The sequence below is a fragment of the uncultured Streptococcus sp. genome (genome assembly GCF_963456385.1).
Lineage (GTDB): Bacteria > Bacillota > Bacilli > Lactobacillales > Streptococcaceae > Streptococcus.
Genome location: NZ_CAUOLF010000029.1, coordinates 1 through 24,644 on the forward strand (window position 1 = coordinate 1; position 24,644 = coordinate 24,644).

Consider the following 24,644-nt stretch of genomic DNA (forward strand, 5'->3'; position numbering starts at 1 on the left):
GCTAAATCGTTAGGTCGGGTAACTGGCGCGGGGGTTCGAATCCCCCATTCTCCGTATAATGAGGAGTTTAGCATTTGCTATCTCCTTTTCTTATACTTTCTTGTCCTGTTTAGTGAGGTTTTTCTGATGAATCGATTTAAAAAGTCTAAGTTTCTGATTTCTTTTTTTGTATTAGTTGTTGCAATGACGATACTCATCCTATCTACCTCTTCTAGTTGGTTTGTATCAACTACTTCAAATATTATTTCATTGGTAGATAGACATGTCGGTTCTCCTTTTGCTTTTGTAGCCGATAAAAAGGAAGAAATGTCAGATTTGATGACTACTTACAGAGAGAATCAACAACTCAAGAAAAATCTTTATGAGGTTGAGGAAAAGGCTGGGAAGGCAGATTCCTTAGAAGATGAGAATGAGCAGTTGCGAAAACTTCTGGAATTTAAAGAGGCTGATAAAAATCAAATACAAATTGCCAGCGAAGTGATTGCCCGTACGCCAGCATCTTGGAAAAATGAGCTGACTATTGACAAGGGGACATCTGATCATGTGACAGATGCTATGCTAGTAGTCGCTAATGGTGGTCTAGTCGGAAGTGTTTCTGAAACTAGTAGTCAGTCTAGCTTAGTATCTCTACTGACTAACGAGGAAAACTCAACTAAAATTTCTGTTAGAATTCAAACTAAGTCTGGTTCAGTTTATGGGATTATAACTGGATATGATGAAAAAAACTCAGCTTATATCATCAGTCAGTTAAATAGTGCTGAAGATATAAAAGAGGGGGATGAGGTTGCAACCAGTGGCTTGGGCGCTTATAATGCAGAAAATATTCCTGTCGGTAAGGTACTTTCCGTGTCTGAGGCTAAGGATCAGTTAAACAAGGTTGTCCTGGTTAAGCCGGCTGCTGATTTGTCGGATATCCGTGCTGTAATGTTGGTAGGGAACTGATATGAGAGATATTAAAGAACATCTTTTGACTCCTATTATTTTATTTTTTGTTTTACTGATTGATGGGCAGATTTCGACTTTTCTGGCTAATATTTTGCCTTTACAATGGCATTTAGTTAGTCATTTTATCTTTATTTTCATGCTTTTTGTTTCCATCAACCTTTCTAGAAACTACAATATTCTCTTGTTTTGCTGTCTGGGGCTGATTTACGATGTTTACTATTTTCATACCATCGGTATTGCTCTTATTCTTTTTCCTCTTTTAGGTCTCTTGGTTTGTCAGTCTAGTTCGACTATGCTTTTAAATAAATTTACTCGCTTTTTATCTGTTCTGATTCTTGTATTTTTATTTGAATTAACTAGTTTTGCTTTTGCAGTATTTTTGAATCTTTCTAGTCTGAATTTACAGGATTTTGTCCTTAGCAGTCTGGTACCGACTATCCTTCTCAATAGCCTGATATTCCTCATTTTTCAGCCTATTTTCGAAAAAATGTATTTATGATAAACAAGAAATAAAAATGTAATAAAGGCGTAACATATGATACAGCATTTTCTGGTATACTAGATAATGTCTTATAAGAAGGAGTGTATTATTTTTATGAAGAAAAAACTACTCACATCAATTTTATTGAGTACGGTTATCCTTTCACAAGGAGCTGCACTTGTGAGCGTTAAAGCGGAGACAACTGATGAAAAGATTGCTGCACAAGACAGCAAGATTAATAGTTTGACAGAGCAACAACAATCAGCTCAGGCACAAGTTAACGAGATTCAAGGACAAGTATCTGCTATTCAAAAGCAACAAGAAGAGCTTAAAGCAGAAAATGAAAAATTGTCTGCTGAATCTGCAAAACTTTCTGCTGAGATTGACGAACTGTCTAAAAATATTGTAGCTCGTAATGAGTCACTTGCAAATCAAGCGCGCAGTACCCAAACAAATGGAACTGCTACTAGCTACATCAATACAGTTGTAAATTCTAGCTCTATCACAGAAGCTATTTCTCGTGTAGCAGCTATGAGCGAAATTGTTTCAGCAAATAATAAAATGCTGGAACAACAAAAGAAAGATAAAGAAGTAATTGCTGAAAAGCAAGTTGCGAATAATGAAGCTATCAATACTGTAATTGCTAACCAAGAGAAGTTAGCTGATGATGAGCAAGCTTTGGCAACAAAACAAGCTGAACTGAAAGCCGCTCAGGCAAGTCTTGCAGCTGAAAAAGCGACTGCTGAAAACGAAAAGAATTCTCTTCTTGAAGAAAAAGCAGCAGCTGAAAAAGCAGCAGCTGAAGCAGCGGCTCGTGAAGCAGCTTATAAAGCAGAGCAAGAATCAAAACGCCAAGCAATTGAAGCTTCGGGAAATACCACCCTGCAAGCTCAAGTTCAAGCGGTTGTTAATTCAGCTCCAGCAGCTGAAGCAGCGGCTCCAGCAGCACCTGCAGTAACTCAATCTGTTGCCCGTGCAAATAGACCAGTTTATAGCTCATCTGCCTCTTCTTATCCAGTAGGTCAATGTACTTGGGGTGCTAAGACATTAGCTCCTTGGGCTGGCGATTACTGGGGTAATGGTGGACAATGGTCAGCAAGCGCAGCAGCAGCAGGCTTCCGTGTTGGTTCACAGCCAGAAGTTGGAGCAATTGCATGTTGGACTGACGGTGGATACGGACACGTTGCAGTAGTAACAGCTGTTCAATCTACTACAAGCATCCAAGTATCAGAAGCAAACTACCTTGGACAACAATCAATCGGGAACTACCGTGGATGGTTTAATCCAACAACTGCACAAGGTACAGTTTCATATATCTATCCGAACTAATCAGTAAAAAGCGCCTCTGGCGTTTTTTATTTTTAATTGAAAAATCAACTGAAAAAAGTTACAATGGTAGTTGGGAAAAGTTGTAATTGGACAATGAAAGACGATTTAGAATCTGGAGGGAATCATGTCTTTTTCTGATTTAAAACTCTTTGCTCTTTCTTCTAATCAAGAATTAGCGCAGCGTGTTGCTCAAGAGATTGGATTGCCACTTGGGAAATCAACTGTCCGTCAGTTTTCTGATGGAGAGATTCAAGTGAATATTGAAGAATCTATTCGCGGGAAACACGTCTTTATTTTGCAGTCTACCAGCTCGCCAGTCAATGATAATTTGATGGAAATCTTGATTATGGTAGATGCTTTGAAACGGGCTAGTGCTGAATCAATCAATGTTGTCATGCCTTACTATGGCTATGCTCGACAGGATCGCAAGGCTAGAGCTCGTGAGCCAATTACATCTAAATTAGTTGCTAATATGTTGGAAATTGCGGGTGTGGATCGGATGCTGACTATTGACTTGCACGCAGCGCAAATCCAGGGTTTCTTTGACATTCCAGTAGATCATTTGATGGGTGCACCTTTGATTGCTGATTACTTTGAGCGCCGTAATATGATAGGGGGCGACTATGTGGTAGTCAGTCCTGACCATGGTGGTGTGAGTCGGGCCCGTAAATTAGCAGAGTTTCTGAAAACCCCGATTGCGATTATTGATAAGCGCCGCAGCGTAGACAAGATGAATAGTAGTGAGGTCATGAACATCATTGGTAAGGTAGAAGGAAAAACTTGTATCCTAATTGATGATATGATTGATACTGCGGGAACTATCTGCCATGCAGCTGATGCTCTCGCTGAAGCAGGGGCTGTGGAAGTTTATGCCAGCTGTACTCATCCAGTCTTATCTGGTCCTGCTATGGATAATATTCAAAAATCAGCTATTAAAAAATTGGTTGTGCTGGATACGATTTATCTGCCCCAAGAGCGCTTGATTGATAAGATTGAGCAGATTTCAATTGCGCATCTTTTAGGGGAAGCCATTGTCCGTATTCATGAAAAACGGCCGCTGTCACCCTTGTTTGAAATAGGTAAAAAATAATCTGAGATATATGGCTGGGATACTTGATTCCTGGCCTCTTCTCATTTTATTCCTACTATCTTTTTAAAAAAAGTCCAACATTTACTTTGAAAGAAAATTCAAATTACTTGATGTTTCAAATATAAATAAATAACCATTTAAATAGTTGATAAATTGACAATTTGTCTCATCCCTTGGTATTATTTGGTTTTAAAAATTTTTATGTAGTAAAATTCTTGACTTTTTTAAGAGTTCGAACTATACTTAGTAGTAGGTAATATTAGGTAACGGGGAGTTACAATTATTTTTGAAAAGTAACGAGGAGATGAGATAATGAAAAAGGTTTTGCTTTCAAGTGCTGTGGCCCTTTCACTTTTCGCGGCTGCTGCACCAGTATTTGCTGAGGGTACAGCCAGTCTTTGGGTTAATGACATTGATAATAATGAAGTTCCCCAAGGCAGTACGGACTCAGAATCTAATAAAGTTATGGATGAACTGCAGGCCTATAGAGATGCACAATCAGCTCTGGATCAGCAAGTTGCTGAAGCTAAGAAAGCTCCGGTTGGTAAAAGTGCTGTGATGGAGGATCAAGCTGGTAACAAAGTTCTTGTTATTGGTGAGGGAGAGTCGGCTAATGTGGATCAGCCTTCAGTGGCACCATCTACTACAGATCCATCTACACCGGCTTATTCGGCAGCACCTTACTCCACAGCCTCTTCATCAGTTCCGACTTTTCCAGCACCGTCTCAATCTTCGGCGGCGTCCTCTTCAGCAGCAGGTAAAAAGAAGGCTAAAAAATCAGAAAATAAAGCAAAAAAAGCTCCGGAAGCAAAAGAAGAAAACAAGGAAAATTCTGAAGAAAAGTCACTTCCTAAGACAAGTGCAGTCAAATAATTTTGTCTTTAATTTGTGCTAACGCCTAAATATCACTGAGCCTTCGTTCGGTGATATTTTTTGTAAAAAATGAAAAATAAAGGATTTTTAGATTATGCAAGAAAAAGATAGGAGTCAAGCTTCGAATAAGAAACAGCTCTTTGTTGTTGGCATTTGCCTCCTGCTGATTGTTCTGGTTATTTTTTCTGTTTTTTATGCTTTCCGTTCATCAGCATCAGGCAGTAAGCTTCGAGTTTCGCATCCTAGCAGGATTGAAACGTCAAGCCCATCTGCATCTTCAAGTCAGACAGAAAAGGAATATTTAGCAGAGCGTTTTGCTCAACTGAAGGCTGTAAATTCAGAAACGATAGGCTATGTCTATGCTCCTGGTACACAGTTGGATGAGCCGGTGGTGCAAACGAAAGATAATGAAACTTATTTGCTGAAGACTTTTGAAGGGAATCAGGAGCCTTATATGGGAGCGGTCTTTATGGATAAGGACAATCATAAAGATTTCAGCGATCGTTTGACTTGGCTTTTCGGGCATGCTCGGGGCAGCAAGGCAGGAGATCATCGCATGTTTAATGATGTCAACTACTATGATCGTCAGGATTATTTTGACAAACATAGATATGTCGTGATTGAGACTCCTGAGCGTAAGTATTATTATCAAGCTATGGGACTGGTCATCGTGCCGGAAGAGACGGCTTTTTATCGGACGGAGTTTAAGGACGACGAGGACTTTACGACTCAGCTTAGAAATATCTATGAGGCTGCTCGTACTAAGGATCCTAAGATCCAGATTAAGGCGAGCGACCGGTATTTAGTTCTCTCAACTTGCCGTGAGGAAGATGATACGATTCGTTCTAACCTTTATTTGCGGCAGATTCCTGATTCGGAATTGGAAGATTTTCTGGGCAAGCATGGCAAGGAATTGACCTATACTCCGACTCGTTGATTGGCCAGTCACGTGAGATGTGGCTATATCCATTATTTGGCAGTAAAGAATTTTAAGGCAAGGAAAAAGGGACTGAGTGCAAGCTTAGTCCTTTTCTCTGCATAAGAAATCATGTAATAGATTTTGCTATGCTTCTGCATTTATAGTATAATAGTTCTATTGAGCGGTTGGAGGTATGTATGGATTTAAGTAAGAAATTTAATAAAAACTTAGAAAAAATAGAAATTTCGCTGATTCGTCAATTTGACCAATCGATTTCTGCAATTCCTGGGGTTCTTCGGCTGACCTTAGGAGAGCCGGATTTTACGACACCGGATCATATCAAAGCAGCAGCCAAGGCAGCGATTGATGCTAATCAAAGCCACTACACTGGTATGAGCGGTCTCTTGGAGCTGCGTCAGGCGGCCAGCAGTTTTGTGAAAGAAAAGTACAATCTGCACTATCGTCCAGAAGATGAGGTCTTAGTCACTATCGGGGCAACAGAGGCCTTGTCGGCTACACTGACAGCCATTCTAGAAGAAGGTGACAAGGTCTTGCTGCCAGCTCCTGCTTATCCAGGCTATGAGCCCATTGTCAATCTAGTAGGGGCAGAGATTGTCGAGATTGATACAACGGCCAATAACTTTGTCCTCACTCCAGAGATGCTGGAAGCGGCTATTTTAGAACAGGGCGAGCAGCTAAAAGCAGTTATTCTCAATTATCCAGCTAATCCGACCGGCGTGACTTATTCGCGGGAGCAGATAAAAGCTCTGGCGGATATCCTAGGAAAATACCAAGTCTTTGTGATTTGTGATGAGGTCTATTCTGAACTGACTTATACAGAGCAGGGGCATGTCTCCATCGCGGAGTATCTGCCAGACCAAACTATCGTCATCAACGGCCTGTCTAAGTCTCATGCCATGACTGGCTGGCGGTTGGGCTTTATCTTTGCTCCAGCAGTTTTCACTGCTCAGCTGATTAAGAGCCATCAGTATCTCGTAACAGCGGCCAATACTATGGCTCAGTTTGCCGGCATTGAAGCCCTGACAGTTGGGAAAGATGATGCGGAGCCAATGAAGGCTGAGTATATCCAGCGTCGCGATTATATCATAGAGAAAATGGCAGAGCTAGGCTTTAAGATTATCAAACCAGATGGAGCTTTTTATATTTTTGCTAAGATACCAGATGGTTATAATCAAGATTCTTTCGCCTTTCTGCAGGATTTTGCAGAAAAGAAGGCCGTGGCCTTTATCCCGGGGGCGGCTTTTGGTCAATACGGGGAAGGTTATATTCGTCTGTCCTATGCGGCTAGTATGGAGACGATTCGAGAAGCTCTGAAACGCCTCAAGGACTACATGGAGGACTATGCTTAAATCTCTAACAAGTCAAGGTCTGGTTCTCTATAACCGCAATTTCCGTGAGGATGACAAGCTGGTCAAGATCTTTACGGAACAGGCTGGTAAGCGGATGTTTTTCGTCAAGCATGCTGTTAAATCCAAGCTAGCACCCGTCATTCAGCCTTTGACTGCGGCGAACTTACTGATGAAAATCAATGATGATGGTCTTAGCTATATCGAGGACTATCAGGATGTGGTTACCTACCATCGCATCAATGAGGATTTATTCATCATGGCCTATGCCAGCTATGTGGCGGCCTTGGCAGATGCCAGTCTTCAGGACAATCAGCCGGATCCGGCGCTCTTTGCTTTTCTGCAGAAAACCCTGGAGCTGATGAATGATGGTCTGGACTATGAAGTGCTGACCAATATCTTTGAGATTCAGATTTTGTCACGTTTTGGAGTTTCGCTGAACTTCCATGACTGTGCTTTTTGTCATCGAACGGGTCTGCCTTTTGACTTCTCTTTCAAATATAGCGGAGTGCTTTGCCCTGACCATTATCACCAGGATGAAAGACGATGTCATCTGAATCCCAACCTTCTTTTTCTGCTGGACCAATTTCAGGCGGTCCGCTTTAGCGAATTGGAGACCATTTCTTTGAAGCCAGATATTAAAAAGCAGCTGCGGGATTTTATCGACCTGCTCTATGATGAATATGTCGGCATCCATCTCAAATCCAAAAAATTTATAGATTCTCTGGGGGACTGGGGAAACATTTTAAAAGATAAGAACGAGGAATAAATCTAATGAAAAAAATAGCTGTTGATGCTATGGGAGGGGACAATGCCCCTCAGGCTCTGGTGGAAGGAGCCAATCGAGCGGTACAGGAGTTTGCGGATATTGAAATTCTCCTTTATGGCGATGAAGCGAAAATCAAGCCTTATCTGACTGCTGGTGAGCGGGTCCACATCATCCACACGGAGGAAAAGATTGACTCAGATGACGAGCCGACCAAGGCCATTCGTCAGAAGAAAGAGGCTAGTATGGTGCTAGCAGCCAAGGCTGTGAAGGCAGGGGAAGCAGATGCTATGCTGTCTGCTGGAAATACTGGAGCGCTTTTGGCAGCCGGCTTCTTTATCGTAGGGCGTATCAAGAACATTGACCGACCGGGTCTCTTATCTACTATGCCAACGGTTGGCGGTCAGGGATTTGATATGCTGGATCTGGGAGCCAATGCTGAAAACACAGCCCATCATTTACACCAGTATGCGACTTTGGGTTCTTTCTATGCTGAAAATGTCCGAGGAATCAAGAAGCCGAGGGTGGGTCTCTTGAATAACGGAACAGAAAGCAGTAAGGGCGACCCTCTGCGCAAGGAAGCCTATGAGCTTTTAGCTGGGGATTCGACACTTAACTTTATCGGCAATGTAGAAGCGCGTGATTTGATGGATGATGTGGCAGATGTTGTCGTTGCAGATGGTTTTACTGGCAATGCCGTTCTGAAATCAATCGAAGGAACTGCTATCAGTATTATGGGTCAGCTGAAGAAGTCTATTTTAGGCGGTGGTTTCAAGGCTAAATTGGGAGCTTGGCTGCTCAAGGACAGCCTGCGAGGACTCAAAAATAGTCTGGACTATTCTAGTGCAGGCGGTGCAGTTCTATTCGGTTTGAAAGCGCCTGTTGTCAAAACGCATGGATCTAGCGATGCTAAGGCTGTCTATAGCACGATTCGTCAGATTCGGACCATGCTGGAAACAGATGTTGTTGGTAAATCGGTCGTTGAATTTTCAGATGTAAAGGAGTAAACATGAGCGAAAAAGAAATTTATGCAAAAATTGTCGAAATCATTCAAGAACATGACAGCAGGAAGCTGCATATCACTCCAGAACTGAGCTTGAAAGAGGAGCTGGGAGTGGACTCTGTTGATTTGATGGAATTTATCATCAATCTGGAAGAAGCTTTTGATATTGAGATTCCTGATGAGGATATGGATAACTTCAAAACAATTTCCGATGTGGTGGCTTATATCCATGAGAAACTGAAGAAGCAACATTAAAAATAAAAGATCGGTATCTTCCGGTCTTTTTTCGTATCTTGGAAAGGAAACGATTTCTTTAACTGGATACAGAAAGTTTATACGGAATTTCTTGTAAAATGTATTCAAAGATGATAAAATGAGGGTATAAAACCACGAAAGGCGAATATTAAAATGTCTAATAAGTTGTTATATTCGGGAAAAGCTAAGGATATTTTCTCTACAGATGATGAGCAAGTCATTCTGGCGCGCTACAAGGACCAGGCAACGGCCTTTAATGGAGTCAAGAAGGAGCAGATTGCTGGTAAAGGAGTGCTCAACAACCAGATTTCATCTTTTATTTTTGAGAAACTCAATGCAGCTGGTGTGGCGACGCATTTCATTGAGAAGGTTTCGGATACGGACCAGCTAAATAAAAAAGTAGAGATTATTCCTTTGGAAGTGGTGCTGCGCAACTACACAGCGGGTTCTTTTTCCAAACGTTTTGGGGTAGAAGAGGGCATCGCGCTTGAAACTCCGATTGTGGAATTTTACTACAAAAATGACGATTTGGATGATCCTTTCATCAATGACGAACATGTGAAATTCTTGAAGATTGCCAGCGACGAAGAAATTGCCTTTTTGAAAGAGGAGACTCGCCGGATCAATGAGCTCTTGTCAGACTGGTTCCGCCAAATCGGACTGAAATTGATTGATTTCAAGTTAGAGTTCGGCTTTGACAAAGATGGCAAGATTATTCTGGCAGATGAATTTTCACCAGATAATTGCCGTCTCTGGGATGCGGAAGGCCATCACATGGACAAGGATGTTTTCCGGCGTGGCCTTGGTGAACTGACAGATGTCTATCAGGTTGTTTGGGAAAAATTGCAGGCGATTAAGTAAGGGCAGGGTGTGAAAAATCATGGACAAGCGTATTTTTGTAGAGAAGAAGAGCAACTTCGGTGTGAAATCACAGAGCTTGGTGAGAGAGCTGACGCATAATCTTCAGTTGAAAACATTGTCAGATCTTCGGATGATTCAAGTTTATGATGTCTTTCATCTGGCAGAAGATTTGGTCGCTCGTGCCGAAAAGCATATTTTCTCTGAGCAGGTGACAGATAGATTGCTGACGGAGGAGGAAGTAGAGGCTGTACTTGCAGAGACAGCATTTTTTGCCATAGAAGCGCTGCCGGGTCAGTTTGACCAGCGAGCAGCCAGCTCTCAGGAGGCTCTCTTTTTGCTCGGCGCTGGGACAGATGTTCTGGTGAGAACCGCTCAGCTTTATTTGGTCAATAAAGACATCTCAGACAGCGAGTTGGCAGCAATCAAGAAATACTTGCTGAATCCAGTTGATTCACGCTTTAAAGATATTGAGCAGCCGATCCAGCTGGAGCAGTTCTCCGAGTCCGACAAGACCATTCCGGTTCTGGACTTCTTTAAGGACTATACGGAAGCGGACTTTAAAGCCTACAAGCAGGAGCATGGTCTGGCTATGGAAGTAGCAGATTTGCTCTTTATTCAGGACTATTTCAAGTCGATTGGCCGTTTCCCGACAGAGACCGAGCTCAAGGTTCTGGATACTTACTGGTCTGACCACTGTCGACATACGACCTTTGAGACGGAGTTGAAGAAGATTGATTTTTCGGCTTCTAAGTTTGAAAAGCAGCTGCAGGCTACTTATGATAAATACTTGGCTATGCGTGATGAGCTAGGACGTGGTGACAAACCGCAGACACTTATGGATATGGCGACTATTTTTGGTCGCTATGAGCGAGCCAATGGCCGTCTGGATGACATGGAAGTGTCTGATGAGATCAATGCCTGCTCAGTAGAGATTGAAGTGGATGTGGATGGTGTCAAGGAGCCTTGGCTGCTGATGTTTAAAAATGAAACCCATAACCATCCAACAGAAATTGAACCCTTTGGTGGGGCTGCGACCTGTATCGGCGGAGCCATTCGTGACCCGCTTTCTGGCCGCTCTTATGTTTATCAGGCTATGCGGATTTCAGGTGCGGGCGATATTACTCAGCCGATTGCTGAAACGCGGGCTGGCAAGCTCCCTCAGCAGGTCATTTCAAAAACTGCAGCGCACGGCTATTCTTCTTACGGGAATCAAATTGGTCTAGCAACGACCTATGTCCGTGAGTATTTCCATCCAGGCTTTGTTGCTAAGCGGATGGAGCTGGGTGCGGTTGTCGGTGCGGCTCCTAAGGAAAACGTCGTCCGTGAAAAACCAGCGGCAGGTGATGTGGTCATCTTGCTGGGAGGCAAGACGGGCCGTGATGGTGTTGGTGGAGCTACTGGCTCGTCCAAGGTACAGACAGCTGCGTCTGTGGAGACGGCTGGTGCGGAAGTACAAAAAGGAAATGCTATAGAGGAGCGCAAGATTCAGCGTCTCTTCCGCGATGGCAATGTGACTCGTCTCATCAAGAAATCCAATGACTTTGGGGCTGGCGGAGTCTGCGTAGCTATTGGTGAATTGGCAGACGGGCTGGAAATTGACCTTGACAAGGTACCGCTCAAATACCAAGGACTTAATGGTACAGAAATCGCGATTTCTGAATCGCAGGAGCGGATGGCAGTAGTGGTACGCCCAGAAGATGTGGAACAATTTATCGCTGCAGCAGCTAAGGAAAATCTGCTGGCAGTCGTTGTGGCTAAAGTGACGGAAAAGCCCAATCTGGTCATGCACTGGAACGGGGAAACCATCGTCGATATAGAGCGGAGTTTTCTGGATACCAATGGTGTGCGCGTGGTTGTGGATGCTAAGGTTGTGGATGCCCAAGAAGCACTGCCAGGGCAGACTGTGACTTCTGAAGATACTTTGGAGCAGGACCTCAAGAGCTTGCTCAGCGACCTCAATCATACCAGTCAAAAGGGGCTACAGACAATCTTTGACAGCTCTGTTGGCCGTTCTACTGTCAATCATCCAATTGGCGGGCGCTACCAAATCACGCCGACTGAGGCTTCTGTGCAGAAACTGCCAGTTGAGCATGGCAAGACTGAGACGGTCTCTGTGATGGCCCAGGGCTACAATCCTTATGTGGCAGCTTGGTCGCCTTATCATGGAGCAGCTTATGCAGTGATTGAAGCGACAGCTCGCCTGGTTGCTGCTGGTTCAGACTGGTCCAAGGCTCGCTTCTCTTATCAGGAATACTTTGAGCGGATGGACAAGCAGGCCGAGCGTTTTGGTCAGCCAGTTTCTGCTCTGCTTGGTTCGATTGAAGCTCAGATTCAGCTAGGTTTGCCGTCTATTGGTGGCAAGGATTCAATGAGCGGAACTTTTGAAGAATTGACCGTACCGCCGACCTTAGTAGCTTTTGGCGTGACTACTTCAACTGCTGGGCGTATCCTGTCTCCAGAGTTTAAGGCGGCAGGAGAGTCCATCTACTATCTGCCAGGACAGGTCCTGTCTCAGGATATTGACTTTGACTTAATCAAGAATAACTTTGAAAATTTTGCGGCCATTCAGGACAAGTATCAGATTACGGCCGCCGCCGCTGTCAAATACAGCGGTTTGGCAGAGAGTCTGGCCTTGATGAGCTTTGGTAATCGCATTGGTGCCCAAGTGGATGTTGCTGACTTGCCTTCCATTTTGCAGGCGCAGTTGGGCGGATTTGTCTTTACCAGTCCTGAGCAGGATATTCCAGGTGCAGTGAAGATCGGTCAGACCAAGCCAGACTTTACACTGATTGTCAATGGTGTCCAGCTTGAGGGAGCAGAGCTTTTGGCAAGCTTTGAAGGCCGACTAGAGCCTATCTACCCGACAGAATTTAAACAGGAAACAGTTATTGAGGAAGTGCCAGCTCTTGTCGCTGATACAGTTATCAAAGCCAAAGAGACAGTGGTGGAGCCACTGGTTTACATCCCAGTCTTCCCTGGAACTAACTCAGAATATGACTCAGCCAAAGCCTTTGAAGCAGCTGGAGCCAAGGTCAATCTAGTTCCCTTTGTCACTTTGGATGAAGCAGCCATTGTCAAGTCCGTTGACAGCATGGTTGGCAACATTGACAAGGCAAATATCATCTTCTTTGCAGGCGGCTTCTCTGCTGCAGATGAGCCAGATGGGTCAGCTAAGTTTATCGTCAACATCCTTCTCAACGAGAAGGTTAAGAAAGCCATCGATGCTTTCATCGCTCGCGGTGGTCTCATCATTGGTATCTGTAATGGATTCCAGGCTCTGGTAAAATCCGGTCTTCTTCCTTACGGAAACTTTGAAGAAGCAGGGGCTAGCAGTCCTACTCTCTTTTACAATGATGCCAACCAGCACGTGGCTAAGATGGTTGAAACCCGTATTGCCAATACCAACTCGCCTTGGCTGGCTGGTGTGCAAGTGGGAGATATCCATGCCATTCCGGTTTCACATGGTGAAGGGAAATTTGTCGTGACAGCTGAGGAATTTGCTGAGCTGCGTGACAATGGTCAGATTTGGAGTCAGTACGTAGACTTTGATGGTCAGCCAAGCATGGACAGCAAGTATAATCCAAACGGCTCTCTCTACGCTATCGAAGGGATTATGAGCAAGAACGGTCAAATCATCGGGAAGATGGGCCACTCAGAGCGTTATGAAGACGGTCTTTTCCAAAATATTCCAGGTCAGAAAGACCAGAAATTGTTTGAAAGTGCCGTTCGTTATTTCCAAGCGAGTCACGAATAAAGTTGGCTTGCAAGAGCAAGCAATCAAAAAAGGAGTCTGCTTGGCCCGAAAGGCCAGGTTTTCTCCCTTTTACTAGACAAAAGAATTTAGGTAAAACAATGACATACGAAGTAAAGTCACTGAATGAAGAGTGCGGTATTTTTGGAATCTGGGGCCATCCACAGGCGGCTCAGGTCACCTATTTCGGACTCCATAGTCTGCAGCACCGCGGTCAGGAAGGAGCAGGCATCCTGTCAAACGACCATGGAAAGCTCAAACGCCACCGTGATTTGGGATTGGTTGCCGAGGTTTTTAGAAACCCAGCAGATTTGGATAATCTGACAGGAGAAGCAGCTATTGGCCACGTCCGCTATGCAACATCTGGCGGAGCCTCCATCAATAATGTTCAGCCGTTCTTCTTCAGTTTCTATGATATGCAGATGGGCTTGGCGCATAATGGCAATCTGACCAATGCCCACTCACTGAGACGGGAGTTGGAAAAGAAGGGCTCCATCTTTGCCAGCTCGTCTGATACGGAAATTCTCATGCATTTGATTCGCCATAGCAAGCAGGAAAATTTCTTAGACAAGCTCAAAGAGTCCTTGAGACGAGTTCAGGGCGGCTTTGCCTATCTCATCATGAGAGAGGACAAGCTCTACGCTGCGCTGGATCCTAATGGATTTCGTCCTCTGTCCATCGGCCGCATGAAAAATGGGGCCTGGGTCGTTTCTAGTGAAACCTGTGCTTTTGAAGTGGTGGGTGCCGAATGGGTGCGTGACCTTGAGCCAGGGGAAATCGTGATTATCGATGATGAAGGCGTGACCTATGACAGCTATACGACAGATACCCAGCTGGCTATTTGCTCAATGGAATATGTCTATTTCGCTCGGCCGGACAGCGTCATTCACGGGGTCAATGTCCATGCAGCCCGCAAACGAATGGGCCGCAGGCTGGCTCAGGAATTCCAACATGAGGCAGATATCGTTGTCGGCGTGCCTAATTCTTCCTTGTCCGCGGCCTCTGGCTTTTCTGAAGAGTCTGGCCTGCCAAATGAAATGGGTCTGATTAAAAATCAATACATCCAACGGACCTTTATCCAACCGACGCAGGAGTTGCGAGAGCAAGGAGTTCGTATGAAATTATCTGCTGTTTCCAGCATTGTCAAGGGCAAGCGCGTGGTCATGGTGGATGACTCTATCGTGCGGGGAACGACCAGCCGACGTATCGTCCAGCTTCTACGAGATGCAGGTGCAGCTGAAGTCCATGTGGCTATCGGCAGTCCAGAACTTAAATATCCATGTTTCTACGGCATTGATATTCAGAATCGGCGCGAGCTCATCTCGGCCAATCATACAGTTGATGAGGTTTGTGAGATTATCGGAGCAGACAGCCTGACCTATCTGTCGCTGGAAGGTCTCATTGAATCAGTCGGTATTGAGACAGATGCTCCGAATGGCGGGCTTTGTGTGGCTTACTTTGACGGTCAGTACCCAACTCCGCTCTATGATTATGAAGAGCGCTATCTGGAAAGCCTGAAGGAAAAGACGAGTTTTTATTGAGAGGTAGATAAGGTTTGATAAATGAGGACAAACTAGCTAATTTTTTGCTTTATCTTGAAAATCAATCAGAAAAAGATTTTTCAAAATGGCTCACTGGTGTAAATATTTTTGAGATTCTTGGAATAGAAAGTGCAGAAATCCGTCATAGCCGAGTCCTAGCATGGTTGCTTGATCCAAGAGAAAATCATTATTTAAAAGATAAATTTTTGAAAAAATTTTTACTTAAAGTTATTCAGAATAATTTAGTAGTACCTGAGATAGAAACAACAGAGGTGTTATTGAAAGACTTTTCTAAAGGGGAAGTTTTTAGAGAAAGTAAAAATAATATTGATATTCTATTTTCTAACTCGGAGTATAAATTTAATCTTATCATTGAAAATAAAATATTTACTTCTGATCATGATAATCAACTTACAAAGTATCGAACATTTGTTGAGAATTCCTATGTTGGATACCGGAATATATATATTTACTTGACGCCTAATGGAGATAGTCCAGTAGATGCTAGTATTGAGGAAAGAAATTATTGGAAGTTACTTTCTTACAAAGAAGTTTCAGACATTTTAGAAGAGTTATTCCACGATGATAGTACTGATGATAAAGTAGCTTATATTATCAAAGAATACAATGACAATATTAGGAGAAATATTTTGAATGATTTAGAGTTGAAAGAATTGAGTGCAGAAATTTATTTTAAATACAAGGAAATTTTGGATCTTATTATTGATAATCGACCCACTACCAGTGTTTTTCGTGAAAAACTTATTGAGATTCTAAATAGTCTAAGCGAGCAGAATAGATTAATATTTAACGAAAAATATTGCTCTAAAACTTTTTTGCGATTTAGGACAAAACAGCTAGATGATTTTTTAGAGAATGTTATTAATGATAATAATAGAGAATGGTTAACAGGTTCGTCATATTTTTATGAAATTACTTACGATAATTTTCAGGCCGCTGTATATCTATCTATTTCTTTAAAGAATCAGACAGAAGTTCAGTCTAAGAAGTTGGCTACGGTAACTCATAGTAGTTATAGTAAATATGGATTTAATACATCAAATAGATTTTTAAGTTTTGATGCTTCTGAAGAAAATTTATTTCTTACAGAGACATTCAATAGTTTAATCAAATTCTTACATGAGAATCTTCAACAGATTGATGAATTTGAAAAGGATTTAATTCTCAAGTGGACCGAGTACCAAAAGGAGGGATTGGAATGAGTAAAAATGCATACGCTCAATCCGGTGTGGATGTTGAAGCAGGTTATGAAGTTGTTGAGCGAATCAAAAAGCATGTGGCGCGTACAGAGCGGGCTGGCGTCATGGGGGCGCTGGGTGGCTTTGGCGGAATGTTCGACCTATCTCAGACTGGGGTCAAGGAGCCGGTGCTGATTTCTGGTACGGATGGCGTCGGAACCAAGCTCATGCTGGCCATTCAGTATGACAAGCACGATACCATTGGGCAGGACTGTGTGGCTATGTGTGTCAATGACATCATTGCTGCAGGGGCTGAGCCCCTTTACTTCCTGGACTATATTGCCACTGGGAAAAATGAACCAGCAAAGCTAGAGCAAGTTGTTGCTGGTGTGGCTGAAGGCTGCGTCCAGTCTGGAGCTGCCTTGATTGGCGGGGAAACCGCTGAAATGCCTGGGATGTACGGTGAAGATGATTATGATTTGGCTGGCTTTGCTGTCGGGGTTGCTGAGAAGTCAGAGATTATTGACGGTTCTAAAGTCGCTGAGGGTGATGTGCTACTGGGGCTGGCTTCCAGCGGTATTCACTCTAACGGTTATTCCCTTGTTCGCCGTGTTTTTGCGGACTATACGGGTGAGGAAGAACTGTCAGAATTGGAAGGTAAAAAACTCAAGGAAGTGTTGCTTGAGCCGACTCGTATCTATGTCAAGGCTTTGCTGCCGCTGATTAAGGAAAAGTTGGTTCATGGGATTGCCCATATTACTGGTGGCGGTTTTATCGAAAATGTGCCTCGCATGTTTGCCGATGACTTGGCTGCTGAGATTGAAGAAGACAAGATTCCAGTCTTGCCGATTTTTAAGGCCTTAGAAAAATATGGTCACATCAAGCACCAAGAAATGTTTGAAATCTTCAATATGGGACTGGGGATGATTTTGGCCGTAGCTCCTGAAAATGTGGATCGTGTCAAAGAACTTCTTGACGAGCCTGTTTATGAAGTTGGGCGGATTGTCAAAAAAGAAAGTGAAAGTGTCCTTATCAAATGAAAAAAATTGCCGTTTTTGCTTCGGGCAATGGATCAAATTTCCAAGTGATTGCTGAGCAGTTTCCTGTTGAATTTGTCTTTTCAGACCATCGAGATGCCTATGTGCTCGAGCGGGCGGATAAGCTAGGTGTCAAAAACTATGCCTTTGAGCTTAGAGAGTTTGACAGTAAGGCGGCTTACGAGCAAGCCATTGTAGACCTGCTAGAAGAGTACCAGATTGACTTAGTTTGCCTAGCAGGCTATATGAAAATCGTTGGGCCAACCTTGCTTGGCGCTTATGAAGGCCACATTATCAATATCCACCCAGCCTACTTGCCAGAATTTCCAGGAGCTCATGGGATTGAGGATGCTTGGAATGCTGGTGTTGCTGAGAGTGGTGTTACCATTCACTGGGTGGACTCCGGTGTGGATACTGGTAAGATTATCCAGCAAGTGCGCGTGGCGCGTTTAGCCGAAGACACGCTGAAAAGTTTTGAAGAACGCATCCATGCCGCCGAGTATCAGCTTTATCCTCAAGTGCTGAAAGAGTTGGGAGTAGGGCAGTAGTGATGGAGAATGTTGTTGATAGCTGGTCAAAGCTAAAAAAAGTTACTGAAGAATATACTAGGATACCGATAAATTATATATTGTTCATAGTACTAAATTTATTAATTTATTTAGATAAAGATCAACTACTTTCAGATCTTGTTATTAGTAATTCTGTACTGAAGAATATTTTCATATTGCTATTAGAGATTTTATCTATATTTTACGATAGAATTTTAACAATATATATTTTCGTGATTATAGTAATGGTTCTCATTTTATTCTTGTTTGAGAAAACTCCTGTTTTTAATCTACTTCCAAAAGATATAGAGTATGTAAATGGATATACTGAATCCTGGAATCCAGTAAGTGCAGTAAATAGATTATTTAATTTATTAATTAAGTTGTCAACAAGTTGGTATGTTGTTTACGTTTTTATTCTTTTTATTATTAAACCGGGAAATTTTTCCATAGAGAATAACTATGTGCTAATAAGAAAAGTTAGTGAAGAAAGTTTGATAAATTTTCTTTGGAATATAAATTATTTAGTTCTTTGTCTTATCGTAGTACGATCTTTGTTTGTCATAAAATATAAAGATATTGAATCGCATTTAAAATTTTCAAATTTGCGATATAATGTAGTCTCTGAATTTGATAGTTCAAATGATGATGAGACAATAAAGTATCTAATTGTAAAGGACACTTATAATTTCAAGCAATATTATTTATTGAAATGTGAAACACATAAACGAGAGTTGAAGAAAATTAAAGATTTATCTTTTAACGGACAAGAAGTAACACGTACATATTGGGAAAAAGGAGTAATTCCTATTTCAAAAAGGAATTATAAAATTTTAGATAAGTCTGAAAATCTTTCTGATCTAATTTATTACTATGAAGAATTAAAAAAGCAATTTTATAATAAGTAGTTTTAACCAATAAATATTGAAGAATAAAGGAGAAAACATGACTAAACGCGCCTTGATCAGTGTCTCAGATAAGACAGGCATTGTAGAATTTGCGAAAGAGCTGAAAGCTCTGGGCTGGGATATCATCTCAACTGGTGGTACCAAGGTGGCCCTAGACAATGAAGGAGTGGGCACCATTGCCATCGATGATGTGACTGGTTTTCCTGAGATGATGGATGGCCGTGTCAAGACCCTCCATCCAAGCATTCACGGTGGTCTCTTGGCTCGTCGGGATTTGGCTAGCCACCTACAAGCGGCCAAGGACAATCAGATTGAGCTCATTGACCTCGTCGTGGTCAACCTCTATCCTTTTAAGGAGACCATTCTCAAGCCAGGTGTGGAGTATGCGGATGCAGTGGAAAATATTGACATCGGTGGGCCCTCTATGCTGCGCTCTGCGGCTAAAAATCATGCCAGCGTGACGGTTGTTGTAGATCCGGCTGATTATGCTCTTGTTCTGGAAGAGTTGGCAGCAAATGACCAAACGACCTATGAAACGCGTCAATGTTTGGCAGCTAAGGTTTTCCGTCACACAGCTGCTTATGATGCTTTGATTGCGGACTATTTCACGGCTCAAGTGGGCGAAAGCAAGCCTGAAAAGCTGACCTTGACCTATGAACTCAAGCAGCCCATGCGCTACGGGGAAAATCCCCAGCAGGATGCGGATTTCTATCAGACTGCTTTACCACTGGACTATTCCATCGCTTCCGCCAAGCAGTTGAATGGGAAAGAGTTGTCCTTCAATAACATTCGTGATGCGGATGCGGCAATTCGGATTATTCGAGATTTTAAGGATCGGCCAACTGTTGTGGCGCTAAAACATATGAATCCTTGTGGCATTGGTCAAGCGGATGATATCGAGACAGCTTGGGACTATGCCTATGAGTCTGATCCGGTTTCTATTTTTGGTGGGATTGTCGTCCTCAACCGTCAGGTGGATGCTGCGACAGCTGAGAAGATGCACGGTATTTTTCTGGAAATCATCATCGCACCGAGTTACACGGCAGAAGCGCTAGCAATTTTGACCAATAAAAAGAAAAATCTACGTATTTTGGAGTTGGATTTTGATGCGCAGGCAGCTTCTGGAGCCGAGAAGGAAGTGACCGGTGTTCTGGGTGGTCTCCTCGTGCAAAATCAAGATGTTATCGAGGAAAATCCAGCTGATTGGCAGGTCGTGACCAAGCGCCAGCCGACCGAGCAGGAGCGTGTGGCTTTGGAATTTGCTTGGAAGTCCGTCAAATATGTCAAATCCAATGGTATCATCATCACCAATGACCGTCAGGTGCTGGGAGTCGGTCCCGGTCAGACTAACCGTGTGGCTTCTGTCAAGATTGCTATTGAGCAAGCCAAAGTTCGCCTTGACGGTGCTGCTCTGGCTTCTGACGCTTTCTTCCCTTTTGCGGACAATATTGAAGAAATCGCAGCCGCTGGTATCAAAGCTATCATCCAGCCTGGTGGATCCGTTCGTGATGAGGAATCTATTGTCGCAGCTGACAAGCATGGATTGACTATGATTTTCACCGGCGTACGGCATTTTAGGCATTAAGAAATATAAAAAATCCTCGGCTCGACCGAGGATTTTTTAGTAGTCTTATACTCAATGAAAATCATGAACAAACTAAGCAGTAGCAGTCTGCTTAAAGCACTAGTTTGAAGTGATTTTGAAGAGTGCGAAAGCGATTTATTTAGGATAGATATAGGTCAGGCGGCCCCAGTAGGAAGCAGTTGGGTCAAACCAGCCACGGAAGTTGCTGATGTACTGCTTGCCGAGGTAGTTAGACTCTTGGATCTGGATGCGGGTATTGGATTCGACATGAGTCACAACACCGACGTGGCCGTAGCCGCCGTCATCCCAGCAGGCGATGGCGCCAACCTCAGGCGTACTGCCGGTACGGAATCCAGCTCTTCTGGCTCTAGCTGCCCATTGACCGCCGTTGCCCCAGTAATTTCCTGCCCAAGGAGCTAGAGCCTTGGCTCCCCAAGTACATTGACCGACAGGATAAGTTGTCGCATTAGCAGCGGCATAGTTTGGCTGAATATTAGCTGATTGAACGCTTGATTTCTCAACCTGATAGCTAGTTCCAGTCAGGCCGATTAACTGTCCCGCTTTTCTACGATAGACATGGGTGTTAAATAGACCGCTTCCCTTGTGATTCTGAGTATCCACGGTAAATTTGTAGGTTCCATTGCCGACCTTATTTGCAGTATACCATTTGATATCGTCTTGCCCATTGACTTCTGACCAAGTTGGCAGAATAATATCGCCATCTCCGTAGGCGTCTGTCACTGTCACCTCATAGCGATTGGCCTCAGTTTTCCTGACTGCAACCTTGGCTTGAATTTGGTCGGTAGACATTGAGACGGCATCTGCTGCGTAGTTGTGTTCGCTACCATCATTGTAAGTGACATAGACATGATTATTATAGGTTCCAGACAAAGCCTGATGATTGCGGATATCAAAGGTCGCACTGAAGGTTCCGTCTCCGTTAGGGGTTGCCTTATACCATTTAAGATTACTCTGATTGCTAGTGCTCCAAATGGGAACTTGGACAGACTTTATAGGTTTAGATAAAGCTGTTTCAGCGATTTTTACAGTATAGGTTCCTTGTTTGGGGTTGATATTTTCTACAGTAAAAAGCGGCTTTTGCTCCTCTTCAGAAGGCAATTTTCCACTATCAATTTGTACAGTAGTCCCTGAGAGACCTGTTAAGCCAGACTTAACATAACTTTCACCGTAAAGGTGGATATTGTAAGTTCCAGTGTCGTAGTTATGCTTTCTGAGTTCCACTCGAGTGCTGTAGCTGCCATCTGGATTTTTGCTTGCTTCGTACCATTGTAGATCATCTTGCCCTTTCTTATCAGACCAAGTAGGAAGAACAATTCGATGCATGGTGTCAGGTACGTTTTTGACAGTGATTTCCATGATGCCGGTCTGAGCGAAGCTAGTTTCGATTATCGGTTTCGGATTTTCAAGATGGAACGTAGTACCAGATAGGAAAATCATTTTTCCGTTTACATTTTCGTAAGTGTCAACGAAGTATCGTCCATAACCACGATGTTTGGAAAGATTAAATTCAGTTGATTCTTCTCCTGCGTCATACCACTGAAGGTCGTCGCTGCCTTTTTCCTCTGACCAGACAGCATGGACAATCTTTGAGTGAGTTTGGTCTTTGTTGCGGGAAAAATTAATGCGCCCTGTACCTCCTGAGACGGATGCATTCGTTTTACTAGCTGGTTTATCTACATGAAAGGTAGTGGCATTTAGAGCTACCAAGCGCTCTCCTATCTGTATGTAGGTATGAATATGAAACGTACCATATCCTGGATGGTTGCTTAAGTCAATGTCAGTGATAGGTGTTTGTGGTGTATCATACCATTTCAAATCATCTTGTCCGTTTTCTTCAGACCAAACAGCATGAGCAATAAGATAGGGTTCTTGAGCTTGGGAACGGGTATAACTAATAGAGGCTGTACGATCGTTCACAGTCACATCGACATTGCTGGCACGATCAGTGGGGCCTAGAATTTTGACTTCAGATTCAGGTGTTTCGACCGCATGAACTGTTGAGTGGCTCGCAAAGAGACCTAGGACAGCTCCGGATAATAAAAACAGTTTTTGATATTTCTTCATAAAACTCCTTTGTGAGAATGTTTTTGGATGGGCCCACCTGTATTATTCGGAAAACTTATTTGAAAGTGATAGTAAATTTGACAAGCCCTGAATATTTTTTGTCTACAATGGGTACAATCCACTCAAAAAGGAGAAGGCTGAAGCCAACAATAATTACGGCAATCATATAGAAGAGATATTCTTTTTCTCATTCGAATGGAATAAAACGAACGATTGTGGTATAATTTAGATAAATAATTCGTAAAAATGGCGATGATTTTTACGTGATGTGTTAGCTTGGTGCGTAAGCGCCTGTGATATTGGATATTGAGGTATCTTAGCTATGAAGCTTTTAGTCGTTGGTTCAGGTGGTCGTGAGCATGCGATTGCTAAGAAGTTGTTGGAGTCTCAGGGTGTGGAGCAGGTGTTTGTCGCTCCTGGAAATGATGGCATGACCTTGGATGGGTTGGATTTAGTAAACATTGGAATTTCCGAACATTCCAAACTAATCGAATTTGTCAAGGAGAATGATGTTGCTTGGTCCTTTATCGGTCCAGATGATGCCCTGGCAGCTGGGATTGTAGATGATTTTAACCAAGCTGGGCTCAAGGCTTTCGGTCCATCTCATTTAGCAGCGGAGCTGGAGTGGTCCAAGGATTTTGCCAAGGAAATCATGGTTAAATATGGTGTTCCGACAGCAGCTTATGGCACATTTTCCGACTTTGAGGAAGCTAAAACCTACATCGAAAAACAGGGTGCTCCTATCGTCGTCAAGGCAGACGGCTTGGCTCTGGGCAAGGGCGTGGTTGTCGCTGAGACCGTAGAGCAGGCAGTCGAAGCAGCTCACGATATGCTCTTGGATAATAAATTTGGCGATTCGGGTGCGCGTGTGGTTATCGAGGAGTTTCTGGACGGCGAGGAGTTTTCCCTATTTGCCTTTGTCAATGACGATAAGTTTTACATCCTGCCGACGGCCCAGGACCATAAGCGGGCCTACGATGGGGACAAGGGGCCCAATACAGGCGGCATGGGAGCTTATGCGCCAGTGCCTCACCTGCCACAAAGCGTTGTGGACCAGTCAGTTGAGACGATTATCAAACCGGTTCTCAAAGGCATGATAGCTGAGGGCCGACCTTATCTTGGCGTGCTCTACGCTGGGCTGATTCTGACAGCAGATGGTCCTAAGGTTATCGAGTTCAACTCGCGCTTTGGTGACCCAGAGACCCAGATTATTCTGCCTCGCTTGACGTCTGACTTTGCGCAGAATATCACGGACATTTTTGACAAGAAGGAGCCGGCTATCACTTGGCTGGATGAGGGCGTGACCCTTGGCGTGGTTGTCGCTTCAGAGGGCTACCCGCTGGACTATGAGAAAGGCTTGCCTCTGCCGGAGAAGACAGACGGCGACATCATCACCTACTATGCTGGGGCTAAGTTTGCGGAAAATAGCAGAGCACTGCTGTCAAATGGCGGTCGAGTGTACATGCTGGTCACCACAGCAGATACCGTCTCAGCTGCGCAGGAAAAAATCTACGACCAACTAAAAAAACAAGATACCTCAGGCCTCTTTTACCGAACGGATATCGGAAGCAGGGCAAACAAATAAGAGTGTAAAAGCGACGCAGTCGCCAAATGCGATAATGGTCGTAATAAAAGAAAATTGTATGAAAGGAGTATTCAGTTAGTTTCCCTAACTGAACACGGGACTAAATCCCTAGGAAAAAAGATAAAACTGTCTAGACGTAACCGTCGTCGTTGGTTTTCCTATTTTTCTATGGGATTTTTCGCAAGCGAAACGTCCCTTTGTATCTTAATATGAAACCAATTATTTCCATCATCATGGGCTCAAAATCCGACTGGGCCACCATGCAAAAAACAGCTGAAGTTTTAGATCGCTTCGGTGTAACCTACGAAAAAAAGGTTGTCTCTGCCCACCGTACACCAGACCTCATGTTTCAGCATGCAGAAGAAGCCCGCAGTCGCGGTATCAAGGTCATCATCGCTGGTGCTGGTGGTGCCGCGCATTTGCCAGGAATGGTAGCGGCTAAAACCACTCTGCCTGTCATCGGTGTACCAGTCAAATCTCGTGCTCTTAGCGGTCTGGACTCACTTTATTCGATTG

The 24,644-nt window shown here is 43.5% G+C and carries 21 protein-coding genes; 20 read left to right on the forward strand and 1 reads right to left on the reverse strand.

The window, feature by feature from the left end; translation table 11 throughout:
* Positions 1-126 precede the first annotated feature (126 nt).
* The 18 genes from mreC to purH all read left to right on the forward strand — a co-directional run bounded on the left by mreC (position 127) and on the right by purH (position 20,458).
* On the forward strand, positions 127-942 hold the full coding sequence (gene mreC / locus RP262_RS10390; protein WP_268682341.1) for a rod shape-determining protein MreC: 816 nt from the start codon (positions 127-129) through the stop codon (positions 940-942).
* 1 nt (position 943) lies between these two features.
* Entirely contained in the window at positions 944-1,444 is a 501-nt protein-coding gene (gene mreD / locus RP262_RS10395) for a rod shape-determining protein MreD (RefSeq protein WP_268682342.1), read from the forward strand.
* Positions 1,445-1,540: 96 nt separating this feature from the next.
* Positions 1,541-2,755: a peptidoglycan hydrolase PcsB gene (pcsB, locus tag RP262_RS10400; protein ID WP_009660204.1), complete on the forward strand. Its 1,215-nt coding sequence runs from the start codon at positions 1,541-1,543 to the stop codon at positions 2,753-2,755.
* A gap of 124 nt (positions 2,756-2,879) precedes the next feature.
* The gene (locus RP262_RS10405; RefSeq protein WP_223323790.1) at positions 2,880-3,845 is read left to right on the forward strand and encodes a ribose-phosphate diphosphokinase; all 966 of its coding nucleotides are present in this window, start codon (positions 2,880-2,882) and stop codon (positions 3,843-3,845) included.
* A 312-nt stretch (positions 3,846-4,157) separates the two neighbouring features.
* Entirely contained in the window at positions 4,158-4,718 is a 561-nt protein-coding gene (locus RP262_RS10410; RefSeq protein WP_311155101.1) for an LPKTxAVK-anchored surface protein, read from the forward strand.
* Positions 4,719-4,812: 94 nt separating this feature from the next.
* Positions 4,813-5,655: a class B sortase, LPKTxAVK-specific gene (gene srtB, locus RP262_RS10415; RefSeq protein WP_311155102.1), complete on the forward strand. Its 843-nt coding sequence runs from the start codon at positions 4,813-4,815 to the stop codon at positions 5,653-5,655.
* Positions 5,656-5,834: 179 nt separating this feature from the next.
* Positions 5,835-7,007, forward strand: coding sequence for a pyridoxal phosphate-dependent aminotransferase (locus tag RP262_RS10420; protein ID WP_268682345.1), 1,173 nt, complete (start codon positions 5,835-5,837; stop codon positions 7,005-7,007).
* Positions 7,000-7,773, forward strand: coding sequence for a DNA repair protein RecO (gene recO / locus RP262_RS10425; protein WP_002911323.1), 774 nt, complete (start codon positions 7,000-7,002; stop codon positions 7,771-7,773). Before RP262_RS10420 ends, recO begins: the two co-directional genes overlap by 8 nt.
* 5 nt (positions 7,774-7,778) lie before the next feature.
* Positions 7,779-8,777, forward strand: a complete 999-nt coding sequence (gene plsX / locus RP262_RS10430) for a phosphate acyltransferase PlsX (protein WP_125357220.1) — start codon at positions 7,779-7,781, stop codon at positions 8,775-8,777.
* A 2-nt stretch (positions 8,778-8,779) separates the two neighbouring features.
* Positions 8,780-9,028 (forward strand): acyl carrier protein, encoded by a 249-nt coding sequence (locus RP262_RS10435; RefSeq protein WP_049547547.1) that lies wholly within the window; start codon positions 8,780-8,782, stop codon positions 9,026-9,028.
* Positions 9,029-9,181: 153 nt separating this feature from the next.
* On the forward strand, positions 9,182-9,889 hold the full coding sequence (gene purC / locus RP262_RS10440; RefSeq protein ID WP_002901941.1) for a phosphoribosylaminoimidazolesuccinocarboxamide synthase: 708 nt from the start codon (positions 9,182-9,184) through the stop codon (positions 9,887-9,889).
* Positions 9,890-9,908: 19 nt separating this feature from the next.
* Complete coding sequence (locus tag RP262_RS10445; RefSeq protein ID WP_311155103.1) at positions 9,909-13,643, forward strand: phosphoribosylformylglycinamidine synthase; 3,735 nt, start codon at positions 9,909-9,911, stop codon at positions 13,641-13,643.
* Positions 13,644-13,741: 98 nt separating this feature from the next.
* Complete coding sequence (purF, locus tag RP262_RS10450) at positions 13,742-15,181, forward strand: amidophosphoribosyltransferase (protein WP_002908393.1); 1,440 nt, start codon at positions 13,742-13,744, stop codon at positions 15,179-15,181.
* 14 nt (positions 15,182-15,195) lie between these two features.
* Positions 15,196-16,404 (forward strand): PD-(D/E)XK nuclease family protein, encoded by a 1,209-nt coding sequence (locus RP262_RS10455; protein ID WP_311155104.1) that lies wholly within the window; start codon positions 15,196-15,198, stop codon positions 16,402-16,404.
* Complete coding sequence (gene purM, locus RP262_RS10460) at positions 16,401-17,420, forward strand: phosphoribosylformylglycinamidine cyclo-ligase (protein WP_295505492.1); 1,020 nt, start codon at positions 16,401-16,403, stop codon at positions 17,418-17,420. The genes RP262_RS10455 and purM overlap by 4 nt, the downstream gene beginning before the upstream one ends.
* The gene (gene purN, locus RP262_RS10465) at positions 17,417-17,965 is read left to right on the forward strand and encodes a phosphoribosylglycinamide formyltransferase (protein ID WP_125357221.1); all 549 of its coding nucleotides are present in this window, start codon (positions 17,417-17,419) and stop codon (positions 17,963-17,965) included. The genes purM and purN overlap by 4 nt, the downstream gene beginning before the upstream one ends.
* A gap of 2 nt (positions 17,966-17,967) precedes the next feature.
* Positions 17,968-18,873 (forward strand): hypothetical protein, encoded by a 906-nt coding sequence (locus RP262_RS10470; RefSeq protein ID WP_125337987.1) that lies wholly within the window; start codon positions 17,968-17,970, stop codon positions 18,871-18,873.
* 37 nt (positions 18,874-18,910) lie between these two features.
* Entirely contained in the window at positions 18,911-20,458 is a 1,548-nt protein-coding gene (purH, locus tag RP262_RS10475; protein ID WP_311155105.1) for a bifunctional phosphoribosylaminoimidazolecarboxamide formyltransferase/IMP cyclohydrolase, read from the forward strand.
* A 135-nt stretch (positions 20,459-20,593) separates the two neighbouring features.
* Here the strand turns inward: purH and lytF are convergent, their stop codons facing one another.
* A complete protein-coding gene (lytF, locus tag RP262_RS10480; protein ID WP_311155106.1) occupies positions 20,594-22,543 on the reverse strand; it encodes a murein hydrolase LytF in 1,950 nt (649 codons plus the stop codon).
* Positions 22,544-22,865: 322 nt separating this feature from the next.
* On the opposite strand from lytF, the gene purD reads away from it, so the two are divergent.
* Complete coding sequence (purD, locus tag RP262_RS10485; protein ID WP_311155107.1) at positions 22,866-24,128, forward strand: phosphoribosylamine--glycine ligase; 1,263 nt, start codon at positions 22,866-22,868, stop codon at positions 24,126-24,128.
* Between the two features lie 209 nt (positions 24,129-24,337).
* Positions 24,338-24,644 (forward strand): 5-(carboxyamino)imidazole ribonucleotide mutase (gene purE, locus RP262_RS10490; protein ID WP_311155108.1); only part of this gene is annotated, 307 nt, incomplete at its 3' end.